Origin of the sequence: Pseudomonas sp. 6D_7.1_Bac1 (assembly GCF_025465945.1) — a bacterium.
Lineage (GTDB): Bacteria > Pseudomonadota > Gammaproteobacteria > Pseudomonadales > Pseudomonadaceae > Aquipseudomonas.
In genome coordinates this window covers 62,032-79,471 of the sequence record NZ_JANLNW010000008.1, presented here as the reverse complement: position 1 = coordinate 79,471, position 17,440 = coordinate 62,032, and the positions used below count along the sequence as shown (strand labels likewise).

At 58.5% G+C, this 17,440-nt stretch carries 21 protein-coding genes and 1 pseudogene; 13 read left to right on the top strand and 9 right to left on the bottom strand.

Annotated features, from left to right (window positions below; translation table 11 throughout):
• Window positions 1–23: 23 nt before the first annotated feature.
• Window positions 24–1,001, bottom strand: a complete 978-nt coding sequence (locus NTD87_RS02680; protein WP_262111686.1) for a hypothetical protein — start codon at window positions 999–1,001, stop codon at window positions 24–26.
• 213 nt (window positions 1,002–1,214) lie between these two features.
• Between NTD87_RS02680 and NTD87_RS02675 the strand changes: the two genes are divergently transcribed.
• The 3 genes from NTD87_RS02675 (at window position 1,215) to NTD87_RS02665 (ending at window position 2,936) form a co-directional block, all read left to right on the top strand.
• Window positions 1,215–2,174 (top strand): hypothetical protein, encoded by a 960-nt coding sequence (locus NTD87_RS02675; RefSeq protein ID WP_262111685.1) that lies wholly within the window; start codon window positions 1,215–1,217, stop codon window positions 2,172–2,174.
• 94 nt (window positions 2,175–2,268) lie between these two features.
• Window positions 2,269–2,586, top strand: a complete 318-nt coding sequence (locus tag NTD87_RS02670; RefSeq protein WP_262111684.1) for a helix-turn-helix domain-containing protein — start codon at window positions 2,269–2,271, stop codon at window positions 2,584–2,586.
• Between the two features lie 29 nt (window positions 2,587–2,615).
• Entirely contained in the window at window positions 2,616–2,936 is a 321-nt protein-coding gene (locus NTD87_RS02665) for a helix-turn-helix domain-containing protein (RefSeq protein ID WP_262111683.1), read from the top strand.
• Window positions 2,937–3,018: 82 nt separating this feature from the next.
• Here the strand turns inward: NTD87_RS02665 and NTD87_RS02660 are convergent, their stop codons facing one another.
• Window positions 3,019–4,074: an MBL fold metallo-hydrolase gene (locus tag NTD87_RS02660; RefSeq protein ID WP_262111682.1), complete on the bottom strand. Its 1,056-nt coding sequence runs from the start codon at window positions 4,072–4,074 to the stop codon at window positions 3,019–3,021.
• A gap of 202 nt (window positions 4,075–4,276) precedes the next feature.
• On the opposite strand from NTD87_RS02660, the gene NTD87_RS02655 reads away from it, so the two are divergent.
• Both NTD87_RS02655 and NTD87_RS02650 read left to right on the top strand, forming a co-directional pair.
• Window positions 4,277–4,909, top strand: coding sequence for a TetR/AcrR family transcriptional regulator (locus NTD87_RS02655; protein ID WP_262111680.1), 633 nt, complete (start codon window positions 4,277–4,279; stop codon window positions 4,907–4,909).
• A 164-nt stretch (window positions 4,910–5,073) separates the two neighbouring features.
• Entirely contained in the window at window positions 5,074–5,610 is a 537-nt protein-coding gene (locus tag NTD87_RS02650) for a DUF1003 domain-containing protein (RefSeq protein ID WP_262111679.1), read from the top strand.
• Here the strand turns inward: NTD87_RS02650 and NTD87_RS02645 are convergent.
• A complete protein-coding gene (locus NTD87_RS02645) occupies window positions 5,595–6,557 on the bottom strand; it encodes a LysR family transcriptional regulator (RefSeq protein ID WP_262111678.1) in 963 nt (320 codons plus the stop codon). The two genes, NTD87_RS02650 and NTD87_RS02645, sit on opposite strands and share 16 nt — an antisense overlap.
• A gap of 15 nt (window positions 6,558–6,572) precedes the next feature.
• On the opposite strand from NTD87_RS02645, the gene NTD87_RS02640 reads away from it, so the two are divergent.
• Both NTD87_RS02640 and NTD87_RS02635 read left to right on the top strand, forming a co-directional pair.
• Window positions 6,573–7,283 (top strand): CTP synthase, encoded by a 711-nt coding sequence (locus NTD87_RS02640; RefSeq protein ID WP_262111676.1) that lies wholly within the window; start codon window positions 6,573–6,575, stop codon window positions 7,281–7,283.
• Window positions 7,280–7,612: an antibiotic biosynthesis monooxygenase family protein gene (locus NTD87_RS02635; RefSeq protein WP_262111674.1), complete on the top strand. Its 333-nt coding sequence runs from the start codon at window positions 7,280–7,282 to the stop codon at window positions 7,610–7,612. The genes NTD87_RS02640 and NTD87_RS02635 overlap by 4 nt, the downstream gene beginning before the upstream one ends.
• Here the strand turns inward: NTD87_RS02635 and NTD87_RS02630 are convergent.
• Entirely contained in the window at window positions 7,600–7,929 is a 330-nt protein-coding gene (locus NTD87_RS02630; RefSeq protein ID WP_262111672.1) for a DUF2025 family protein, read from the bottom strand. The two genes, NTD87_RS02635 and NTD87_RS02630, sit on opposite strands and share 13 nt — an antisense overlap.
• A 250-nt stretch (window positions 7,930–8,179) precedes the next feature.
• On the opposite strand from NTD87_RS02630, the gene NTD87_RS02625 reads away from it, so the two are divergent.
• The gene (locus NTD87_RS02625; RefSeq protein WP_262111671.1) at window positions 8,180–9,307 is read left to right on the top strand and encodes a glycerophosphodiester phosphodiesterase; all 1,128 of its coding nucleotides are present in this window, start codon (window positions 8,180–8,182) and stop codon (window positions 9,305–9,307) included.
• A gap of 164 nt (window positions 9,308–9,471) precedes the next feature.
• Complete coding sequence (locus tag NTD87_RS02620) at window positions 9,472–9,792, top strand: PepSY domain-containing protein (protein ID WP_262111669.1); 321 nt, start codon at window positions 9,472–9,474, stop codon at window positions 9,790–9,792.
• A 64-nt stretch (window positions 9,793–9,856) separates the two neighbouring features.
• On the opposite strand, the gene NTD87_RS02615 is transcribed toward NTD87_RS02620, so the two are convergent.
• From NTD87_RS02615 to NTD87_RS27940, 3 genes and pseudogenes are all read right to left on the bottom strand, one after another.
• A complete protein-coding gene (locus NTD87_RS02615) occupies window positions 9,857–10,288 on the bottom strand; it encodes a hypothetical protein (RefSeq protein WP_262111667.1) in 432 nt (143 codons plus the stop codon).
• Between the two features lie 112 nt (window positions 10,289–10,400).
• Window positions 10,401–11,105, bottom strand: a complete 705-nt coding sequence (locus NTD87_RS27945; RefSeq protein WP_410017449.1) for a methyl-accepting chemotaxis protein — start codon at window positions 11,103–11,105, stop codon at window positions 10,401–10,403.
• 228 nt (window positions 11,106–11,333) lie between these two features.
• Window positions 11,334–11,444 (bottom strand): annotated as a pseudogene (locus tag NTD87_RS27940) (hypothetical protein); the annotation flags it as partial.
• Window positions 11,445–12,374: 930 nt separating this feature from the next.
• Between NTD87_RS27940 and NTD87_RS02605 the strand changes: the two are divergent.
• The gene (locus tag NTD87_RS02605; RefSeq protein WP_262111664.1) at window positions 12,375–13,238 is read left to right on the top strand and encodes a helicase associated domain-containing protein; all 864 of its coding nucleotides are present in this window, start codon (window positions 12,375–12,377) and stop codon (window positions 13,236–13,238) included.
• Window positions 13,238–13,960: a TylF/MycF/NovP-related O-methyltransferase gene (locus NTD87_RS02600; RefSeq protein WP_071553741.1), complete on the top strand. Its 723-nt coding sequence runs from the start codon at window positions 13,238–13,240 to the stop codon at window positions 13,958–13,960. Before NTD87_RS02605 ends, NTD87_RS02600 begins: the two co-directional genes overlap by 1 nt.
• Window positions 13,961–14,077: 117 nt before the next feature.
• On the opposite strand, the gene NTD87_RS02595 is transcribed toward NTD87_RS02600, so the two are convergent.
• Window positions 14,078–14,974, bottom strand: a complete 897-nt coding sequence (locus NTD87_RS02595; RefSeq protein WP_262111663.1) for a LysR family transcriptional regulator — start codon at window positions 14,972–14,974, stop codon at window positions 14,078–14,080.
• 121 nt (window positions 14,975–15,095) lie between these two features.
• Here NTD87_RS02595 and NTD87_RS02590 point away from each other — a divergent pair, with 121 nt between their 5' ends.
• Window positions 15,096–15,854 (top strand): SDR family NAD(P)-dependent oxidoreductase, encoded by a 759-nt coding sequence (locus NTD87_RS02590; protein WP_262111662.1) that lies wholly within the window; start codon window positions 15,096–15,098, stop codon window positions 15,852–15,854.
• A gap of 54 nt (window positions 15,855–15,908) precedes the next feature.
• Here NTD87_RS02590 and NTD87_RS02585 read toward each other — a convergent pair whose 3' ends face one another.
• Window positions 15,909–16,346 carry a multidrug/biocide efflux PACE transporter gene (locus tag NTD87_RS02585; RefSeq protein ID WP_262111660.1) on the bottom strand — a complete coding sequence of 146 codons (438 nt, stop codon included), beginning with the start codon at window positions 16,344–16,346 and terminating at the stop codon, window positions 15,909–15,911.
• Window positions 16,347–16,434: 88 nt separating this feature from the next.
• On the opposite strand from NTD87_RS02585, the gene NTD87_RS02580 reads away from it, so the two are divergent.
• Window positions 16,435–17,289 (top strand): LysR family transcriptional regulator, encoded by an 855-nt coding sequence (locus NTD87_RS02580; protein WP_262111658.1) that lies wholly within the window; start codon window positions 16,435–16,437, stop codon window positions 17,287–17,289.
• Window positions 17,290–17,440: the final 151 nt, after the last annotated feature.

Below are 17,440 nucleotides of genomic sequence, written 5' to 3'. Positions count from 1 at the left end.
TGAGTTGATGTGCCCGATAGCGCTCAGGGCTTGAGCTGTGGGGCGGTTTTGCTGCCCGTCAGGCGAATCATCTGGCTCAACATCTTGAACCAGAAATCGCCGCCCAATGAGGCCGCCAGCGCCGCCGTCATGACCCCAAGCAACCAGTAGCCGAACCAGGCGGTTTTGTTTTTCTGATCGTGATGCAAAAACGCCGGCTGGTTATTCCAGCCGATAGCGCCCTGAGGCAGCGCCTGCAAACCGCTCAATGCCGACTCAAACTGGCACTGGGCCTTGTCGTCCCGATTTGCACAGAGCTGATCGAGCGCCGCAGACGAGTTGTTGGTCACCAGATTGCTGGCCATCTGCATGCCCGCCGCGCGCAACGTGTCATTGCGCACCAGGCCCTGCATGAGGTCGAACGCGTTGACGTTGAGCACCAGGCAAATCACCAGCGAACAGCTCAGTGACACGACTTTGGCATTACGCCGCATCCAGCCTTCGGCGCGGTCCATGACCGCATTGATCCAGTGCTCCAGCCGGGTCTTGAACGAGCACAGCAGTTCCTGAGCCGTGGTGACTTTGGCCTGGGCCGCCGCAAGTAACGTCGACAGTGCGCGACGCAAGTGCTCGGAGGGAACCTGCGCAATGCCTTTGGTCAGGGCTGCATTGAGTTCGTCGAGGGGAATATCGAGGGTCGTGGTGTCGTCTTTGTGCAGTAGCAGCGTGATCACCACCTGCGCCAGCATCGCCGGATCCAGGTAACTGGGGCGTTGGCCCGGTGGCGCCATGGACTGGATCACCGGGTGTTCGAGTACCTGCTGGAAGAACGCCAGGTCGCTGTCGTTCAGCCCCTTCAATTTGCCGGTGAACAACAGCTTCAGGGCGTCATAAAGGTACTTCGCCCGGACCTTCTGGAAGAATGATTGAATGATTTCAGTGAGGGTGGTGACGAAAATACCCAGCAGCGTGAACAGCGCCAACATCCCGAGAATCGCGTCCAGAACGACCGAACCAAACATCTGACCTCCTTGTAGATGCAACTGACTGTCAGCTCGGAGCGGCGCCTCAGCATGAGGCATGGAGCAATGCGATCCGTCTCACAACGCTAGTCAGGCAATGGGGTCTTGTCCAATTACGGAGGGGGTTGATGCGACGAACGTGAATCAACAGGTGCGTCATCACGCGCCACCCGCTATTAATACGCCACCTATCTCTCAAGGACCCGAGCGCCCATGAAATTCGACACCGCCTACTGCATCAGCCTCGACGACAAACTGTCGATCTATGACGTGCGCGATCTGAACTTCGACGAAACCATGGACTTCGACTCGGCCAAGGAGCGCTTTCAGTGCCCCAACGATGACTGTCGCACGGCGTTCGATGCGGCGAACGGGCTGGGGACGTTCAACGCGAAAAACGTCAATTACATCCGGACACCACACTTCAAGAATCTGCCCGGCACCCGGCATATCGAGGGCTGTCCTTATGTCAGCCTCAGAACGCCAGGGTCAGAAAGCGCCGAGGTGGATGACGGACCTGAGGAGCACTTTCCGTCAGAGCTGCTGCTGACCCGGCGTCAGTATGTGCGCAAGCCGTCCCCCCCAGTGCCGGATGTCGATGCGCCTCGGGATCAGCCGAAACCTTCTGCCACGACCAGCACCACCGAGCACCCGCCCCGCGAATCGGCACCGGACAAAACCAGCGTCTTCGCTCACCCGGTGGAGTGCTTCGTGTCGAATTTCGATGACAAGGACCTGCTCAAACGCATGCCGCTGAAGATTGGCGAGCAAACGGCGTCTTACGGCGCGTTCTTCAAGAAGATCGAATACCTGCAGGACAACAAGGGGCTGATTTACTGGGGCAAGATCAAAGCGATCAAGGACTACAAAACCAGTTTCCGCATCGATTTCGAGAAGAAGGTCTGGCTCGACAAGAAGCCCTACTCGGTGAACGTCTACCTGAGCAAAAACCTGATCGAGAACTACCGCAAACGCAAAGCCTTCCTGGAGGAAATCAAGGGCGCCATCGGCAGCGAGCGGGAGCTTTACTGTTTCTTCTATGGCGTGACACCGGAGCTGAAGCAGGTGCCGAGCAAGAAAAACCCCGAGCAGACGTTCGGGGTGTTCAGCGGTGATATCGAGAATCTGGATCACTTCATTATTCGGGAGGTGCCGGGGTTGGAAGCGAAGTAGAACCAATCAAAAAATTGAGTTTGATCCGGGTCGAAAACAACTGTACAAAAACACAGTACTTATTGAATGACCAATTTCGAACCCGGAGAAAACCATGGCCTCTCTTGCGATGAAAATCACCCTGGAACGTATCGCCCTTTTTCAATTCACCCCTGAACACAGCGCGCAGGCACGTGCGATGTTGGGCTGGTCGCTGGAGGAGTTTTCCAGGGAGTCCGGGGTTACCGTTGAAGCTATCCGACGGTTCGAGGCTGGCGGTGAATTGCTCGACGTCACCCGCCTGGCCCTCGCCTATCGGTTTGAAGCCGAAGGTCTGGTGTTCTTCCCGGGCTTTGCACCGGGTAGAGGCATGAGCGTTAAAGGCTCTACGCCTGACCCGGTGGGGCGGGCGGATTACGCGATGATTGAGTGATCCCCGCAAAATTTATCAAGGATCTAGACATGATAGAGATCGAAGGAAGCACCGGAAATATTTATGACGACCTGGAAAGTCGAAACACCATCGAAATGCGCCTTAAAGCCCAACTCGCGGCAAAGATCGGCGAAATCATAAAGGCCCGTCACCTGACCCAAGTTCAGGCCTCCGAGATCCTGGGGTTATCACAGCCCAAACTTTCCGAAATGCTTCGCGGAAAATTTCGGGGCATCAGTGAAGCCAAGATGATGGAGTGTCTCTCACGGCTCGGACGCGATGTACAGATCATCGTCAAACCAGCGCCGAGATCAAGACGCGAAGGTCGGATTGAAGTGGTTTTTCCCTGATAGGGGGTTCCCTCCCCCCAGCACTAGCAGAGTCTGCCGTACCAGCATCTGCGCAGAACAATCCGTGAAATAGACGCACGCCCTAGCTGTTAACGACCAACTGATCTGTCGCCTCTTCAACCTCCAGCCACCAAGCCCGTCCGCACTGCGGTTGACTCAGGCTGAACGCTTCGCCCATCTGTGGCGTGGTGATGGAAACATTGCGTTCCCAGGCCAAGGCCAAAATGCGGTCGAAGGGTTCGTGCCAGGCGTGCATCGCCAAGTCGAAAGTGCCGTTGTGAATCGGCAGCAGCCAATGGCCCTTGAGGTCGATGTGTGCTTGCAGGGTTTGTTCGGGTTGCATGTGAACGTGCGGCCAGTCGACGTTGTACGCGCCGGTCTCCATCAGTGTTAGATCAAAGGGACCGAACTGTTCGCCGATCGCTTTAAAACCGTCGAAGTAGCCGGTGTCGCCGCTGAAGAAAATCCGTTTGTCCCCGTCGATCATTACCCACGAGGCCCAGAGCGTGCTGTTGCCATTGAACAACCCGCGCCCGGAAAAGTGCTGCGAAGGCGTCGCGATAAAATGAATGCCGCTGACCTGAGTCCCCTCCCACCAATCCAGTTGACGCACTTTGCTCGCATCGACGCCCCATTTGATCAGCGTCTCACCCACACCCAGTGGCGCGAGGAAGTGTTTGGTTTTGTCCGCCAGCTTGAGGATCGACTGATGGTCGAGGTGGTCGTAATGGTCATGGGACAGAATCACCGCCTCGATTGGAGGCAACTCCTCAAGGCTGATCGGCGGTTGATGAAAGCGCTTGGGGCCAGCCCATTGCACCGGCGATGCGCGTTCGGCGAAGACCGGGTCCGTCAGCCAGAACTTGTCGCGCAGTTTCAGCAACACGGTGGAGTGACCCAGGCGAAACACACTGTGATTCGGCGCGCTGAGAAGCTGTTCGCGAGTCAGTGCTTGAACCGGAATGACACCGGCCGGTCGCGTGTTACGCGGTTTGTGGAACAGCATGTTCCAGAAAATACGCAAGGTCTTGCGAAAACCTTCCCGCGGTACGGTCACATTATTGCGGTACTGCCCCTGCTCCTGCCGGGACGTTTTCAACTCAGTGGCGCTATCAGCCTGGGAATAGAAAGTGGCCATGTTTGAGTGACTCCAGAAAAACCGACGAGGTTCGGGCTTTCTTTTTCGGACGATAAATGGCCAATGCACGCACGCGTCAGCCGCAAACTCTATTTTTGACTGCACAAATTACACTGCACAGTGTAGTTTCAAGATTGCAACAAAGCCGGGAGTAAGTAAACTGCCTGGTGTAATTCTCTTTCAACTCTGCCGAAGCGTATTTATGACAGCTCCGCAACGCCTCACCGACCGTAAGCGCGAAGCCATTGTTCAGGCGGCGATTGCCGAGTTCCGCGCCAACGGATTCGACATCACCAGCATGGACAAGATTGCCGCCACCGCGGGTGTGTCGAAGCGTACGGTGTACAACCACTTCCCCAGTAAGGAAGAGCTGTTCGCCGAAATTCTGCAAAGATTGTGGACCAACGTCACCGCTCAGCAGGACAACAGCTATCGCGCAGACCTGCCGCTGCGCGAACAGCTCGGCCAGTTACTGCACAGCAAATTGCAGTTGCTGGGGGACAACAACTTCCTTGATCTGGCACGGGTGGCCATCGCTGCCACCATCCATTCGCCAGAACGGGTCCAGGACATGGTCCTGCGCATTGGCGAGCGTGAAGAGGGGCTGACCACCTGGATTCGCGCAGCTCAAGCTGATGGTCGTCTCAAGCCTGCAGACCCTGGCTTCGCTGCCCAGCAGGTGCAGGGAATGCTCAAGGCATTTGCCTTCTGGCCGCAGATATCCCTGAACTGTCCACCCCTGTCACCCGAAATGCAGACCACTGTCGTAGAGTCGACCCTGGACATGTTTCTGGCTTGCTATCAATGCCAGGGCGGCCACGCCGACAACGAGTGAAGTGAACACTCAATAGTGCTCGTGGAATAAATGACATTATTCGCGTGTTTTAACCGCTGGGCGGAAGCTCTGAATAAAACGCAACAAAGTGTTTCAGCGCGAATCGGATGCAGGGATCTATAAGGTTATAGTGTGCCCAGTCCCACGGTATTGAAGAGAGCATCATGAATTCAACCAAACACGAGAAAGACCCCGCAGCCCCCGTCGATCACTTGCGCTTCCACCGGCCGCACGCCCATTTGGCATCAACTTTCGGCAACGACACCTTTGCATTGAAGGCCGAAGCCTTTGCACGCTTCTTCGGCACCCCGACCTTTCTCGGCGCGCAAACCCTCATCGTCGGGGTCTGGATTGTTCTGAACGTCGCCGGGATAACGACTTTCGACGTCTACCCGTTCATCCTGCTCAACCTCGCGTTCAGCCTGCAAGCCGCCTATGCCGCACCGCTGATTCTGCTGGCGCAAACCCGTCAGGCCGCGCGCGACAAAGCGCAGTCCGATGCCGACGCGCAACACCGCGAGGCCTTGGCCGTCGCCAATACCGAGCGACAAACCCAAGCCGCGCAGCACTCCGCGCAGTTGCTCTCGCTGCTTGAACAAAACACCCGACTGACCGAGATGACCAAGTCCCTGACCGAGCGCATCGAAAACCTGACCTCAGAAATGCATCAACACTTTTTGCAGGATCAGCAACGTTCCTGATCAGGCAATCGCACCCAGCGCGATAACTCATCGAACAGCGTCACCACCGAGCGCAACGCTCGACAGTCCGGGCGCGTCAGCAACCACAGGCTGGTGTCGTAACCGAGCAGGGGTTCGCTCAATGGGCGCAGCCCCTGCGCGGGGTCGATCAGAAAGTCCGGCAACGCGGCAATGCCAAGCCCGGCGCGCACCAACTCAGTGACCGAGAGCATGCTGTTGCAGCGATAGCTCGGCAGCACACCGGGAAATTGCTGACGACGCCAGGTGACGGTCGGATGGTCGGGCAGGAAGTCATCCGGAGCGATCCAGCTCAACTGCGCCAGATCATGCGGCTCAACCGATTTCAGATACGCCGTACTGGCGCAGACTCGGTACGACACCGCGCCCAATCGCCGTCCGACCAGATGCTCCGGGGGTGAGCGGGTCAAGCGCAGGGCAATATCGGCATCGCGGCGGCTGAGGTTGGCGAAATCGTTGGAGGTGCTCAGCTCCAGGGTCAGCGCCGGGTATGCGGGCATGAACTGCGAAAGTGCCGGCAGCAGCAAGGCGTGCAGGACCGAATCGGTGCAGGTCAAGCGCACGGTGCCGCTGATGACTTCACCGCCCTGCTCCACGCCAATCCGCACCGCTTCCAGCGCCTGCTCGGCGCGCTCAGCTTGCTCGGTCAGGGTTCGGGCCAGGGTGGTCGGCAAGTAACCTGCGCGACTCTTCTCGAACAGCGCTTGGCCCAACGCGGCTTCCAGGCGCCGAACCGCACGAAACACTGTCGAAACATCGACCTTCAACAATCCCGCCGCCCGTGCCAGGGAGCCGCCGCGCACCAAAGCGAGAATCAGGGCGAGGTCCGGGTAGTCCAACTGATAGTGCGTGGGTGCATTGAACACTTGGGTAAACGCCAATATTGATTGCGTGAACGCCAATCTATAGTGGGTTCCAGGAATCAACAAGTCTTGGGAGACCCCATGGAAACGCCCCCTCAACTACGCATTGCACTGATCGGTGACTACGACCCACAGGTCACCGCCCATCAGGCCATTCCCCTGGCACTGAACATGGCGGCGCTACACAATGAAGTCGATCTGCACTTTCAGTGGCTGGCCACCGACCGCATCAACGCAAATACCCCATTGGCTGGCTTCGACGGTTTCTGGTGCGTGCCTGCCAGCCCCTACCGCAACATGGACGGTGCGCTGTCAGCGATTCGCTTTGCCCGCGAACAACAGCGGCCCTTCCTTGGCACCTGTGGTGGCTTTCAACACGCGGTGCTTGAGTACGCGCGCAACGTCCTGGGTTGGGCCGATGCCGAACATGGGGAAACCTCGCCGGACGCCACCCGCGCAGTGCTCACGCCGCTAGCCTGCTCGTTGGTCGAGGCGGTAGACGGTATTCACCTGACTGACGGATCGCTGATCGCCAACGCCTATGGGACCTCAGAGATTCGCGAAGGCTATCGTTGTCGTTACGGAGTCAATCCAGCGTTCGGAGAACAACTGCTGACACACAGCCTTAAAGCCACCGGTCACGATTCGGCGGGTGATCTGCGGGCCATCGAACTCAGCGATCATCCGTTCTTCGTCGCGACCTTGTTTCAACCCGAACGCGCGGCGCTAACCGGCACCCTGCCGCCCTTGGTCAGCGCCTTTATCAAGGCCTGCGCGAGGAACCGCAGATGATCGCCAACACACCCTCGCCGCCTTACTACGCGGTGATGTTCACTTCACTGCGCACCGCCGTAGACCAGGGTTACGAGCAAGCCGCACAACGCATGGTCGAACTGGCTCGCGAACAACCGGGGTTTCTCGGTGTGGAGTCAGCCCGGGGTGAAGACGGACTGGGCATCACCGTTTCCTACTGGGCCAGTGAAGCTGCGATCCTCGCCTGGAAACAGCACGCCGAGCACAGTGCGACCCGCGAACGCGGGCGCTCGACCTGGTATGAAGCGTTCCACACGCGGGTGTGCAAGGTCGAACGCGCTTACGCGTTCGAGCGTCAGTCGGTCTGAACCAGGCTGCGCAGGGCGGTTATCTCCGGCAAATCCTCACGGCGCATGTAGACCCGCAGCGGCTCGGTGATGTTGATCCGGTCGTCGATGTTCTGCTCCAGCAGCAACCGGATCAGCTCGCGCTTGAGGGTCATGGTTTGATCGTCCTCAGGCGCCCAGACGAACTCGCAGGCGGGGATGATTGCGTCATCGGCGACATCCATGCCGAACGAGTCTTCGCTGAAGCGGACGATGTAGTGAGCGGTCTTGCGATTGAAACCGACGAAGCCTTTGAGTTGGTCGGCGGCCTGGCAGATAAGCTCGGACGTGATGCGCATGGTAAACCTCACGGATGCGTCCCGAAGGACGGCTGAACGATGGTTTACACGCAGGGCAGGAAGAAAAAATATTCAGGGATTTCCCTCTGGCGGGGAAACTGCCGAGGTGGATCGTACTGCAAAGGGCTGCACAAAAGCGCGGTAAAAATAGCCCTCGAACACGTTTATGTCGGTTTGGCGATGGCACATCCGGCGTTCAATTGTTAAAAGGTACGTCTTTGATATCGCTTCTTACGAAAGGACCTCGACTATGCCTGTTACCTACACCAAAAGTGCCCTGTTGCTGAGCCTGCTGCTCGGACTTGGCCAGGCACAGGCTTCCAGCCAACAGAGCCCGTCGGCTCTGGCCAGCGCCACCGGGATCCCGCACCCAGCGGTAATCGCCCACCGTGGCGCCTCTTTCGATGCACCGGAATCCACCGCCCCTTCCTACAAACTGGCGCGTGACCTGGGCGCCGACTACCTGGAAATGGACCTGCAACGCAGCAAGGACGGCGTGCTGTTCGCCTTGCATGACAACAACCTGCAACGCACCACCGACGTGGCAACCAAATTTCCTGAGCGCAAGGACAGCCCGGCCAATGCGTTCACCATTGCCGAACTTAAAACCCTCGACGCCGGCAGTTGGTTCAACGCCGCCCACCCGGATCGCGCTCGCCCTGCTTACGTCGGTCTGAAAATCCTGACCCTGGACGAAATCATCGATATCGCCCAGGGCAACCCGCTGCACAAGCCTGGCCTTTACATCGAAACCAAGGAGCCAAAACAGTTTCCCGGCATTGAACGCGATCTGAAGGACAAGCTTCAGGACCGCGGCTGGCTGAGCCCGGCAGGTTCCAAGCTGGCCAAAAGTGAACTGGCAGTCGGTCAGGGCAAAGGCAAAGTGATCCTGCAAACCTTCGAGAAGAGCAGCCTCGAACTGCTGCAAAAAGAAATGCCGCAAGTGCCAAAAATTCTGCTGCTGTGGGTGGGCGAAGGCAGTATCGAGCCAAAGTCGAAGATGACCTTCGCCGAATCCGGCGACAAGGATAAAGCCACTTACTACGCCAGGCAGGAACCCAAGGACAACACCGAATTCGAGCAATGGGTCGACTACGCCAAGGCTCAGGGCGCCATCGGCACTGGCCCTTCGGCAGCGCTGACCAACGGCGGTGATCAAAGCTATTCCGATCTGGTGCAACCGTGGATGAACCAGTACACCCACGACAAAGGCATGTTGGTGCACGTCTACACCATCGACGATGCCGAGGACTACAAGAAGGTGATGGACGCCGGTGTCGATGGCATCTTCACCAACCGCGCCAGCGAACTGCTCAAGTACTACAAGCGCCCGGCCTCAGCCAGTGTTGCAGACTTGCTCAAGGTCAATGGTTACTGAGTCGGCTGCTGCTAAGGTTCAGTCGTCCTGCAAGATTACTCCTACAAACGTTGGCTTCTTTTCGCGTTGAAACGAAGCCAACGGCTCAAGCAAATTTAAGGATGAGTTAAGTTGCGCTGGTTAGCCTGATGCCACTTAAACAGCTAAACCCAAGGAATGAACCGATGAAAAAACTGACTGCCCTTTTCACTGCCGCTGCCCTGACCCTGACTGCCGGCTTCGCCATGGCCGATGTACGTCCGGACCTGATCCCGGGCCTGCTCAAGGACGGCACCATCATGGACATGGAGAAACTCAATCAGGCCGCGCTCGCCGAGCACCCAGGCAACACCGCTGCGAACATCACCGACACCGAACTGGAGCACAAGACCAAGACCGGTACTTATGTGTACAAAGTCGAAATCCGTGATGCAAAAAATGTTAAGTGGAACGTGAAACTGGACGCCAAAACCGGCCAGGTACTGAGCAAAAAGCAAGACAAGTAAGTCGACATCCAAAAAAGCCGCGTGACCTTCGGGTTGCGCGGCTTTTTTTGTTAACTGTGTCCCATCAAGCCGTCGTACTGACCAACGACCCCGACGTACTGCTGCCCGATTGCTGCAACGCTTGCAACAACGCCGCGCTAGCGGTCTGTAACGAACTCGAGGTGGATGCGATCTGCGACTGGGCGGTCGCGACTTTCGCCACTTTGGCATCCGCACTTTCCTGACTGGCCTGAGCCGCTTGCAGTTGTTGCTGTTGTTCCTGCAATTGCTTTTGCAGCTCGGCAATCTGCTTGCGCAGCTCTTTTACCGCATCCGATTCACCGCTGCTGCTCGAACTGCTGGTGCCCGACGCGGGTGCACCACCGGCGGCGACTTTGCCACTGTCGGCGGTCGAACTGCCCGTCGCGGTTGTGCTTTGAGTGGTGTCGCTGATGGCTGTATTGCTGGCGGGAGTGGACAGAGTCTGATTGATCGAGACCGAAGTGATGCTGACCATGGGCGTTTCCTTCAATGCGGTTCAGGGATAAACCCATCATCGACGCGCAACGCCCACTCTTGAGAGGGATTGTGTACCGACACGGTCAGCGTGCCGATACACAGTTTGTTGCCTAGGCGCTCAGGCTCGCCGTCACCGCGCTCAACTGCCCCGACAAGCCGTGCAGGTTATTGCTCGCCGCTTCAGTGCGCTGCACGTTGTCCAGATTGGTACTGGCGATGCTGGTGATCTCGGTCAGGTTGCGCGAAATGTCTTCGGCTACCGAAGTCTGTTCTTCGGCCGCCGTGGCGATCTGACGGTTCATGTCGCGAATCGCTTCCACCGACGCGGTGATGCGCTCAAGCATGGCCCCGGCCTGAGTGACCTGTTCGACACTCTCATCGCTGCGCGACTGACCGCTTTCGATGGCTTGCGCCGCGTCTATCGCACCGGTCTGCACGCTCTGGATGATCTGGTTGATTTCGATGATCGACGCCGCCGTGCGCTGGGCCAGGCTGCGTACTTCGTCGGCCACCACGGCAAACCCGCGTCCGGCTTCACCGGCCCGAGCGGCCTCGATGGCGGCATTGAGTGCCAGCAGGTTGGTTTGCTCGGCGATGCCGCGAATCACTTCCAGCACTTTGCCGATACGCCCGCTGTCGGTTTCCAGTTGGCGGATGACGGTGGCGGTATTGGCGATTTCACCGCGCATCCGGGTGATGGTATGAATCGTTCCCTGCATGACCTTCTCGCCCTGCTGGGCCGACTGGTCGGCATCATCGGCGGCCCGCGCCGCGTCGGCGGCATGACGAGCAACTTCCTGGGCAGTGGCGGACATTTCGTTCATCGCCGTGGCAACTTGATCGGTGCGGTTGAACTGTTCGTTGGTGCCATGGGCCATCAACGTCGCAATCGAGTTCAACTCGCCGCTGGCGCTGTCCAGATCCGACGCGCTGCGCTGCAAACGACTGAAGGTCTCAGCAAGGAAATCGCGCAACGTGTTGGCCGCGACCGCCAGCTTGCCCAACTCATCCTGACGATCGCTCGCCACCCGCTCAGCGAAACGGCCCTGGCTCAATTGCGCAACGTATTCAATCAACTTGCGGATGGGTTCCACCAGATTGCGGTTGACCAGCCACAGGCTGAACAAGCCAATCAACAGACCCGAAGCCAACATCACCAGGATTCCCAGCAACACCGTGCGATCGGCGCTGGCACTGATCAGCGTCGACTGCTCACGCCCCTGCTTGCGCAATTCGTTGACCAACTCGCTCATCTGTTCACTGGTGGCGCGGTCCACGCCTTTGACCGCGCTATCACCCGCCGTAGGGTCGGCACCAGTCGCCAGGAAAGCCTCCCGACCTTTTTGATAAGCGCCACCGAGAGCACGGTGCGCATCACGCAGGCTTTCAAGGCGAGCCTTGAGCGACGCTTCGATGCCCGGTTGGCGGGTCAGCTCACCGAGAATGTTCTGTACGTCTCCCTGACGATCCTCGAACTGCTTCCAGTATTTGTCCAGGTCAGCCGGTTGCTTGCCGCGCAACAGGACGTTTTTCCATTCCTGCACCTGAGCCTTGAATTGCAGATTGGCTTCATCGATCAGTTGCGAGGTATGCAGCGGACCTTCGATCAGGTTGCGATAGTTCTGCACCCCGCTGGAGAGAAAGTGAAAACAGGCCAGGGCGATCAGCAACATCGCGATCAGGCTGCCGCTCAGCAGTGCGAGGATTTGCGCTCTCAGGGATTTTTGCAAAAACATCGAGTGATACTCATGACAGGGATAAGACACGCACCGAAGGGGCACGCAGGATGTCCGGACCTCCCTGTCAACAACGTGCGGGCCAGGCACCAAAGTGCCTGATCCTGCCTAGGCGTCATCGGCGCGGCTCAGGGTTTCTTGAACCGACCCGACCACCGGTAGAGGCTCCATTACATAGGCCACCAAACTGTCACAGAACCGTCAAACAGCGTTGCCATGCTCTGCGTGGGAATGCATCCATTGACGCTCCGAGTACGTACGCAGCAAGAATGATTCAGCGCAATCGGGCTTCAGTTTGTTAGCCTCATGCCGACTCATATAAGACTCGATGCACTCAGGAGGGGAACCGTGAATCTGTACATCAATCAGCTTCAGAAGAAAGCTGACTTCAAAGAAGCCATCTATGCAGGCGACATTTTCCTGAACACCGAGCTCACCTCGGCCAAAGAGCTGTGCGCCTTTGCCCAAGAGAGCATTACCGCCGCATTCGACGGCGAGACCGATCACCACGCCCTGCACCGCATGATGCCGGTCGAGGATTTTGTTGCGCTGGTGACCCGCCTCAAGGGCCAGTTCACCAACAGCCAACGCGCCAAGGACTTGATCCGCGCGTTTACCCTGGAAATCGGCGTTGACCCGCAGGACTACATTTTCGATGTGCCGCGTGTTCGCGTCGTACCCAATTACAACTACTTGCACGCGGGTGTCAGCTACGCCTACAAGCCGCACCGCGACACCTGGTATGGCAGCGTCGACTGCCAGATCAACACCTGGATGCCGGTGCACACCATCAAGCCCGAGCAGACTATGATGATCAACCCGGCCTACTTCGACGTGCCGGTGAAGAACACCTCGGCCGACTGGAGCCTGTCTGAGTGGATCAACACCCAGCGCCATCGCGCCAAGGACAACCTCACCGAAGAGCGTCGGGTGCATCCGGTTCCTCAGGAAGAGATCAACGGTGCCTCGGAAGTCCGCATCGCCGGCAACACCGGTGAAATGCTGATTTTCTCCGGTTCACACCTGCATGGCACTGTTCCCAACTACACCGATAACACCCGCTTCAGCGTGGATTTCCGCCTGATGCACCTCGACGACCTGAAGCACAAGCGCGGCGCAATCAACGTCGACAGCGCGTGCCCGGATGTCGGCGCCGGCTTCAAAGACTATTTCCACGCCCACGACTTCTCGAATTTCCAAGGAATCAAATAATGACCAAGCGTCGCATTACGCCTGCCGAGGCCCAATACAACGAAACCCGCGCTGGCGTCCTCAAGCGCGTCGACGCCGAGTACGTGGCCGATGCCCCTTTTGTGTTCGCCAACCGCATCGGCGTCACCGCTGCGTTGTCGCGCATGGAGTTGTTCAAGAAGGTCGCCGAAATCCCGGGCGCGATCGTCGAGTGCGGCGTGTACAAGGGCAACTCGCTGATGCTCTACATGCACTTGTCGATGATCCTGGAACCCTACGCGATCAACCGTTCGATCGTTGGCTTCGACACCTTTGAAGGCTTCCAGAGCATCAACAAGGACGAAGACCCGGCCGACGTCAACGAGACCATGTTCTCCGACACCGACCAGTCGCTGATCCAGGACATGATCGACGCCAACGACCTGCTGCGTCCGGTCAACCGCATCCCGCGTTGCGAGCTGGTCAAGGGCGATATCTGCAAGACCGCACCGGAGTGGGTCAAGACCCGTCCGGACCTGGTCGTGGCGATGCTGATCCTCGACACCGACCTGTATGAGTCGACCAAAGTCGCGCTGGAAACCTTCCTGCCGTACATGCCAAAAGGCGCCATCGTGGTACTGGACGAAGTCGCCTACCGCAACTTCCCGGGCGAAACCAAAGCCCTGCGCGAAGTCTTCGACCTGAACAAGATCGAACTCAAGCGCCTGCCGTTCGATTCCTGCGTGGGTTACTTCCACGTCTGACGCATAACCCAAGTGGGAGCGAGCCTGCTCGCGATGAGGTCTAACATCCGACATCTATGTCGACTGTACTGCCGCCATCGCGAGCAGGCTCGCTCCCACAGGGGGATTTGCCGTTCTTCAGGCCATGGGCTGGATCACCTGCCCCAGCCAGTCCATGAACGCTCGAACCCGCAATGGCAAATGCCGTTGCCGGGCATAGAGTAGCGAAACCTCCAGGGACGGTGCGCTCAGCTGCGGCAAGACCGCCACCAGCTCACCGCTGAGCAGGTACGGCTGCATCCCCATCAGCGGCGCCTGGATCAACCCGAAACCACCCAGACACGCTGACTCGTAAGCGTCGGTATTATTGACCGTCACACTGCCGCTCATCGGCATTCGATGCAACGTGCCCTCTTCCTCGTACAAGAAACCTTCCGACCGCGAACCCAGTACGCCGACGTAATGGACCAGCCGATGCTGCGCCAGGTCTTCCGGCCGTTGCGGAACACCGTAGCGCTGCAAATACGCCAGGCTTGCACAGTTGACCATCGAGAAATCGCACAGGTGACGAGCGACCACCGATTGATCCGGTTGCGCGCCGACCCGTACGACGCAATCGAAGCCTTCACTGAGCAGATCCACCCGACGATCGGTGCTGCTGATTTCCAGCGCCAGGTTGGGGTGCAGCGCCATGAACTCCGGCAGGCGCGGCATCACCACCCGCCGGGCGAGGATGGTGGGCATGTCGATCCGAATACGCCCGGTCAGCGAGGCCTCGTCCTGGCGAAACAACCCTTCGATTTCATCCATGTGCGACAGCAAGTCCTTGCTGCGCTCGTACAACACCAGACCGTCCTGGGTCGCCTGAACCTTGCGCGTCGTGCGTTGTAGCAGGCGTGTGCCGAGCAGGGTTTCCAGGGCCTGGACGTGCTCGGAAACGGTGGAACGGGGCAAGCCGAGGCTTTCGCCCGCGAGGGTAAAACTCGACATTTCGCTGACCCGGACGAAAGTGCGCAACAGTTCCAGTTTGTTCATGCGGCCGACTCTTTATTGTTCGGTTAATCCGACCAGTGATTCCGATTTAAGCCTGTTTATCACCACAAGGCGGATAAATAAACTTTCTCCCATCATCACTCACTGCTCTGGAGAATGTCCCATGAACCGCAAAATCGCATTGATCACCGGCGCCAGCCGCGGCCTCGGCAAAAGCACCGCCCTGCACCTGGCAGCCCAGGGCATCGACATTATCGGCACCTACAACAGCCGGGGCGACGAAGCCCAGGCGCTCGTCACGCAAATCGAAAGCCTTGGCCGTCGCGCTGCCATGCTGCAACTCGACGTCGGCCAGAGCGAACGCTTCGCCGCTTTCAGCACTGAGGTCGGGACGCTGTTGCAGCAACACTTCGACCGTCAGCACTTCGACTTTCTGATCAACAACGCCGGGGTCGGCGTCCATGCGAACTTCGCCGACACCACCGTCGCGCAGTTCGACCTGCTGATGAACATTCATCTGAAGGGGCCGTTTTTCCTCACCCAAAACCTGCTGCCGCTGCTGAATGACGGTGGCCGGATCATCAATATTTCCAGCGGCCTGACCCGCTTCAGCCTGCCGGGTTACGGGGCTTATGCAGCGATGAAAGGTGCGATGGAAGTGCTGACCCGCTATCAGGCCAAGGAGCTTGGGGCACGCAACATTTCGGTGAACACCCTGGCACCAGGCGCCATCGAAACCGACTTTGGCGGCGGTACCGTGCGTGATAACGCAGACATCAACCAATGGGTGGCGAGCAACACGGCGCTGGGGCGCGCTGGTCAGGCGGATGATATCGGCGCGGCCATTGCGCTGCTGCTGGCGCCGGGCAGCCAGTGGATCAATGGGCAGCGTATCGAAGCTTCGGGTGGGATGTTTTTGTAATCAAGCTCAAAAGATCGTCCGAAGGCTCAGGCCACGTTCGGACGATCTTTGCTGTTATCCCTCGCAAGACTGGCGCATGACAAACCGCTCCCGCATCACGTCATACGCCCAGTGATAGACGTAGGTGTAGGGCAGGAAAAACAGCAACACGCCGATGTCCAGAATCAATGCCTGCAACAGGCTGACGTTCAGCCACCAGGCAATCAGCGGCACGCTGACGGCCACCAGACCGCCTTCAAACATCAAGGCGTGCAGAACCCGCGTCCAGGCGCTGGGGACAAGTGCAAAACGCTTGAGCAGACGGTCGAACAGGCCGTTGAACAGCACGTTCCAGGCCAGGGCGATCAGGCCAATGGCAATGGTCGCGACACCCATGTCGACCATGGGTTTGTCCATCAGCCACGCCAGCAGTGGCGTACACAGCAAGACAGCCAGCAGTTCGAAACCAATGGCCTGTAAAACACGTTCGGTAAAGGATTTATTGATGCTCATGATCAAGCTCCCTGGGTGAATGTGTTGCCATCATCCGTCACCACACCGATACTTCATAACCAGTAACCATCGATCAAGGCGATAGTTCATGGCCTCACATGAAGTGCTGCTGGCGTTCGTCCAGGCGGCGACCCAAGGCTCGTTTTCCGCAGCCGCACGCAAACTCGGCAAAAGCCAATCGACCATCAGCGCGGCCGTCGCCAGCCTGGAAATCGACCTGAACGTGACACTGTTCGATCGCAGCAGTCGCAAGCCCAGCCTGACGTCGGCCGGGCATGTCATGTTGCAACGCGCCGAGGACATCCTGGCCGCCACCAGCCGCCTCGAAATGACCGCCGCGCAGCTTTCCCAGGGCGTCGAGGCGAAACTGACGGTAGCGATTTCCGACACCTATCAATCCGACCGCTTTGAAGCCGCATTGAGCGACTTCGAGCAGCGTTACCCGGACCTGGAACTCGAATGCCTGATTGCCGAGTGCGACGACTTGATCGCGTTGGTGCAACGCGGTCGCGCGCATATCGCGTTCGCCGAAATGCAGTCTGACTACCCGGCAGACCTGAACAGCGCGACGGTCGACGAGCGCACGGAAATTGCCTTGTTCGTGTCGCGCGAACATCCGCTGGCGGCACTGCAACATGTCGACAAGAACATCCTGCAACAGCACCGCGAGTTGCGCCTGGCAACCATCATCAATCCATACGAAACCCGCGCCCAAGGCCGGGTCTGGTCGGCGCCCAGTTATCTGATGCTGTTGGAAATGGCTCAAGGCGGCTTCGGCTGGGCCCCCTTGCCACGCTGGCTGGTCGGGCGCTTTGGTGCAGGTTCGTTGCAGGAACTCAAGGTCCGCGGCTGGCCGAAACCGGTGGCAGTCGACGCGCTCTGGTCACGCCTGCATCCGCCGGGGCCGGCGGGGAGCTGGTTGCTGGGCAAGATGCTGGAGTGAAATACGCTGCGAAACCACCTCCGTATCCGTAGCAGCTGCCGAGCCCGCGAGGCTGCGTTCGAGGACGAAGTCCTCGCAAATCCTGAGTCCACGGTTTGCCTGGAAACACGCGTTGCCCGACTTTACGACTGCTTCGCAGCCGAACGCAGCC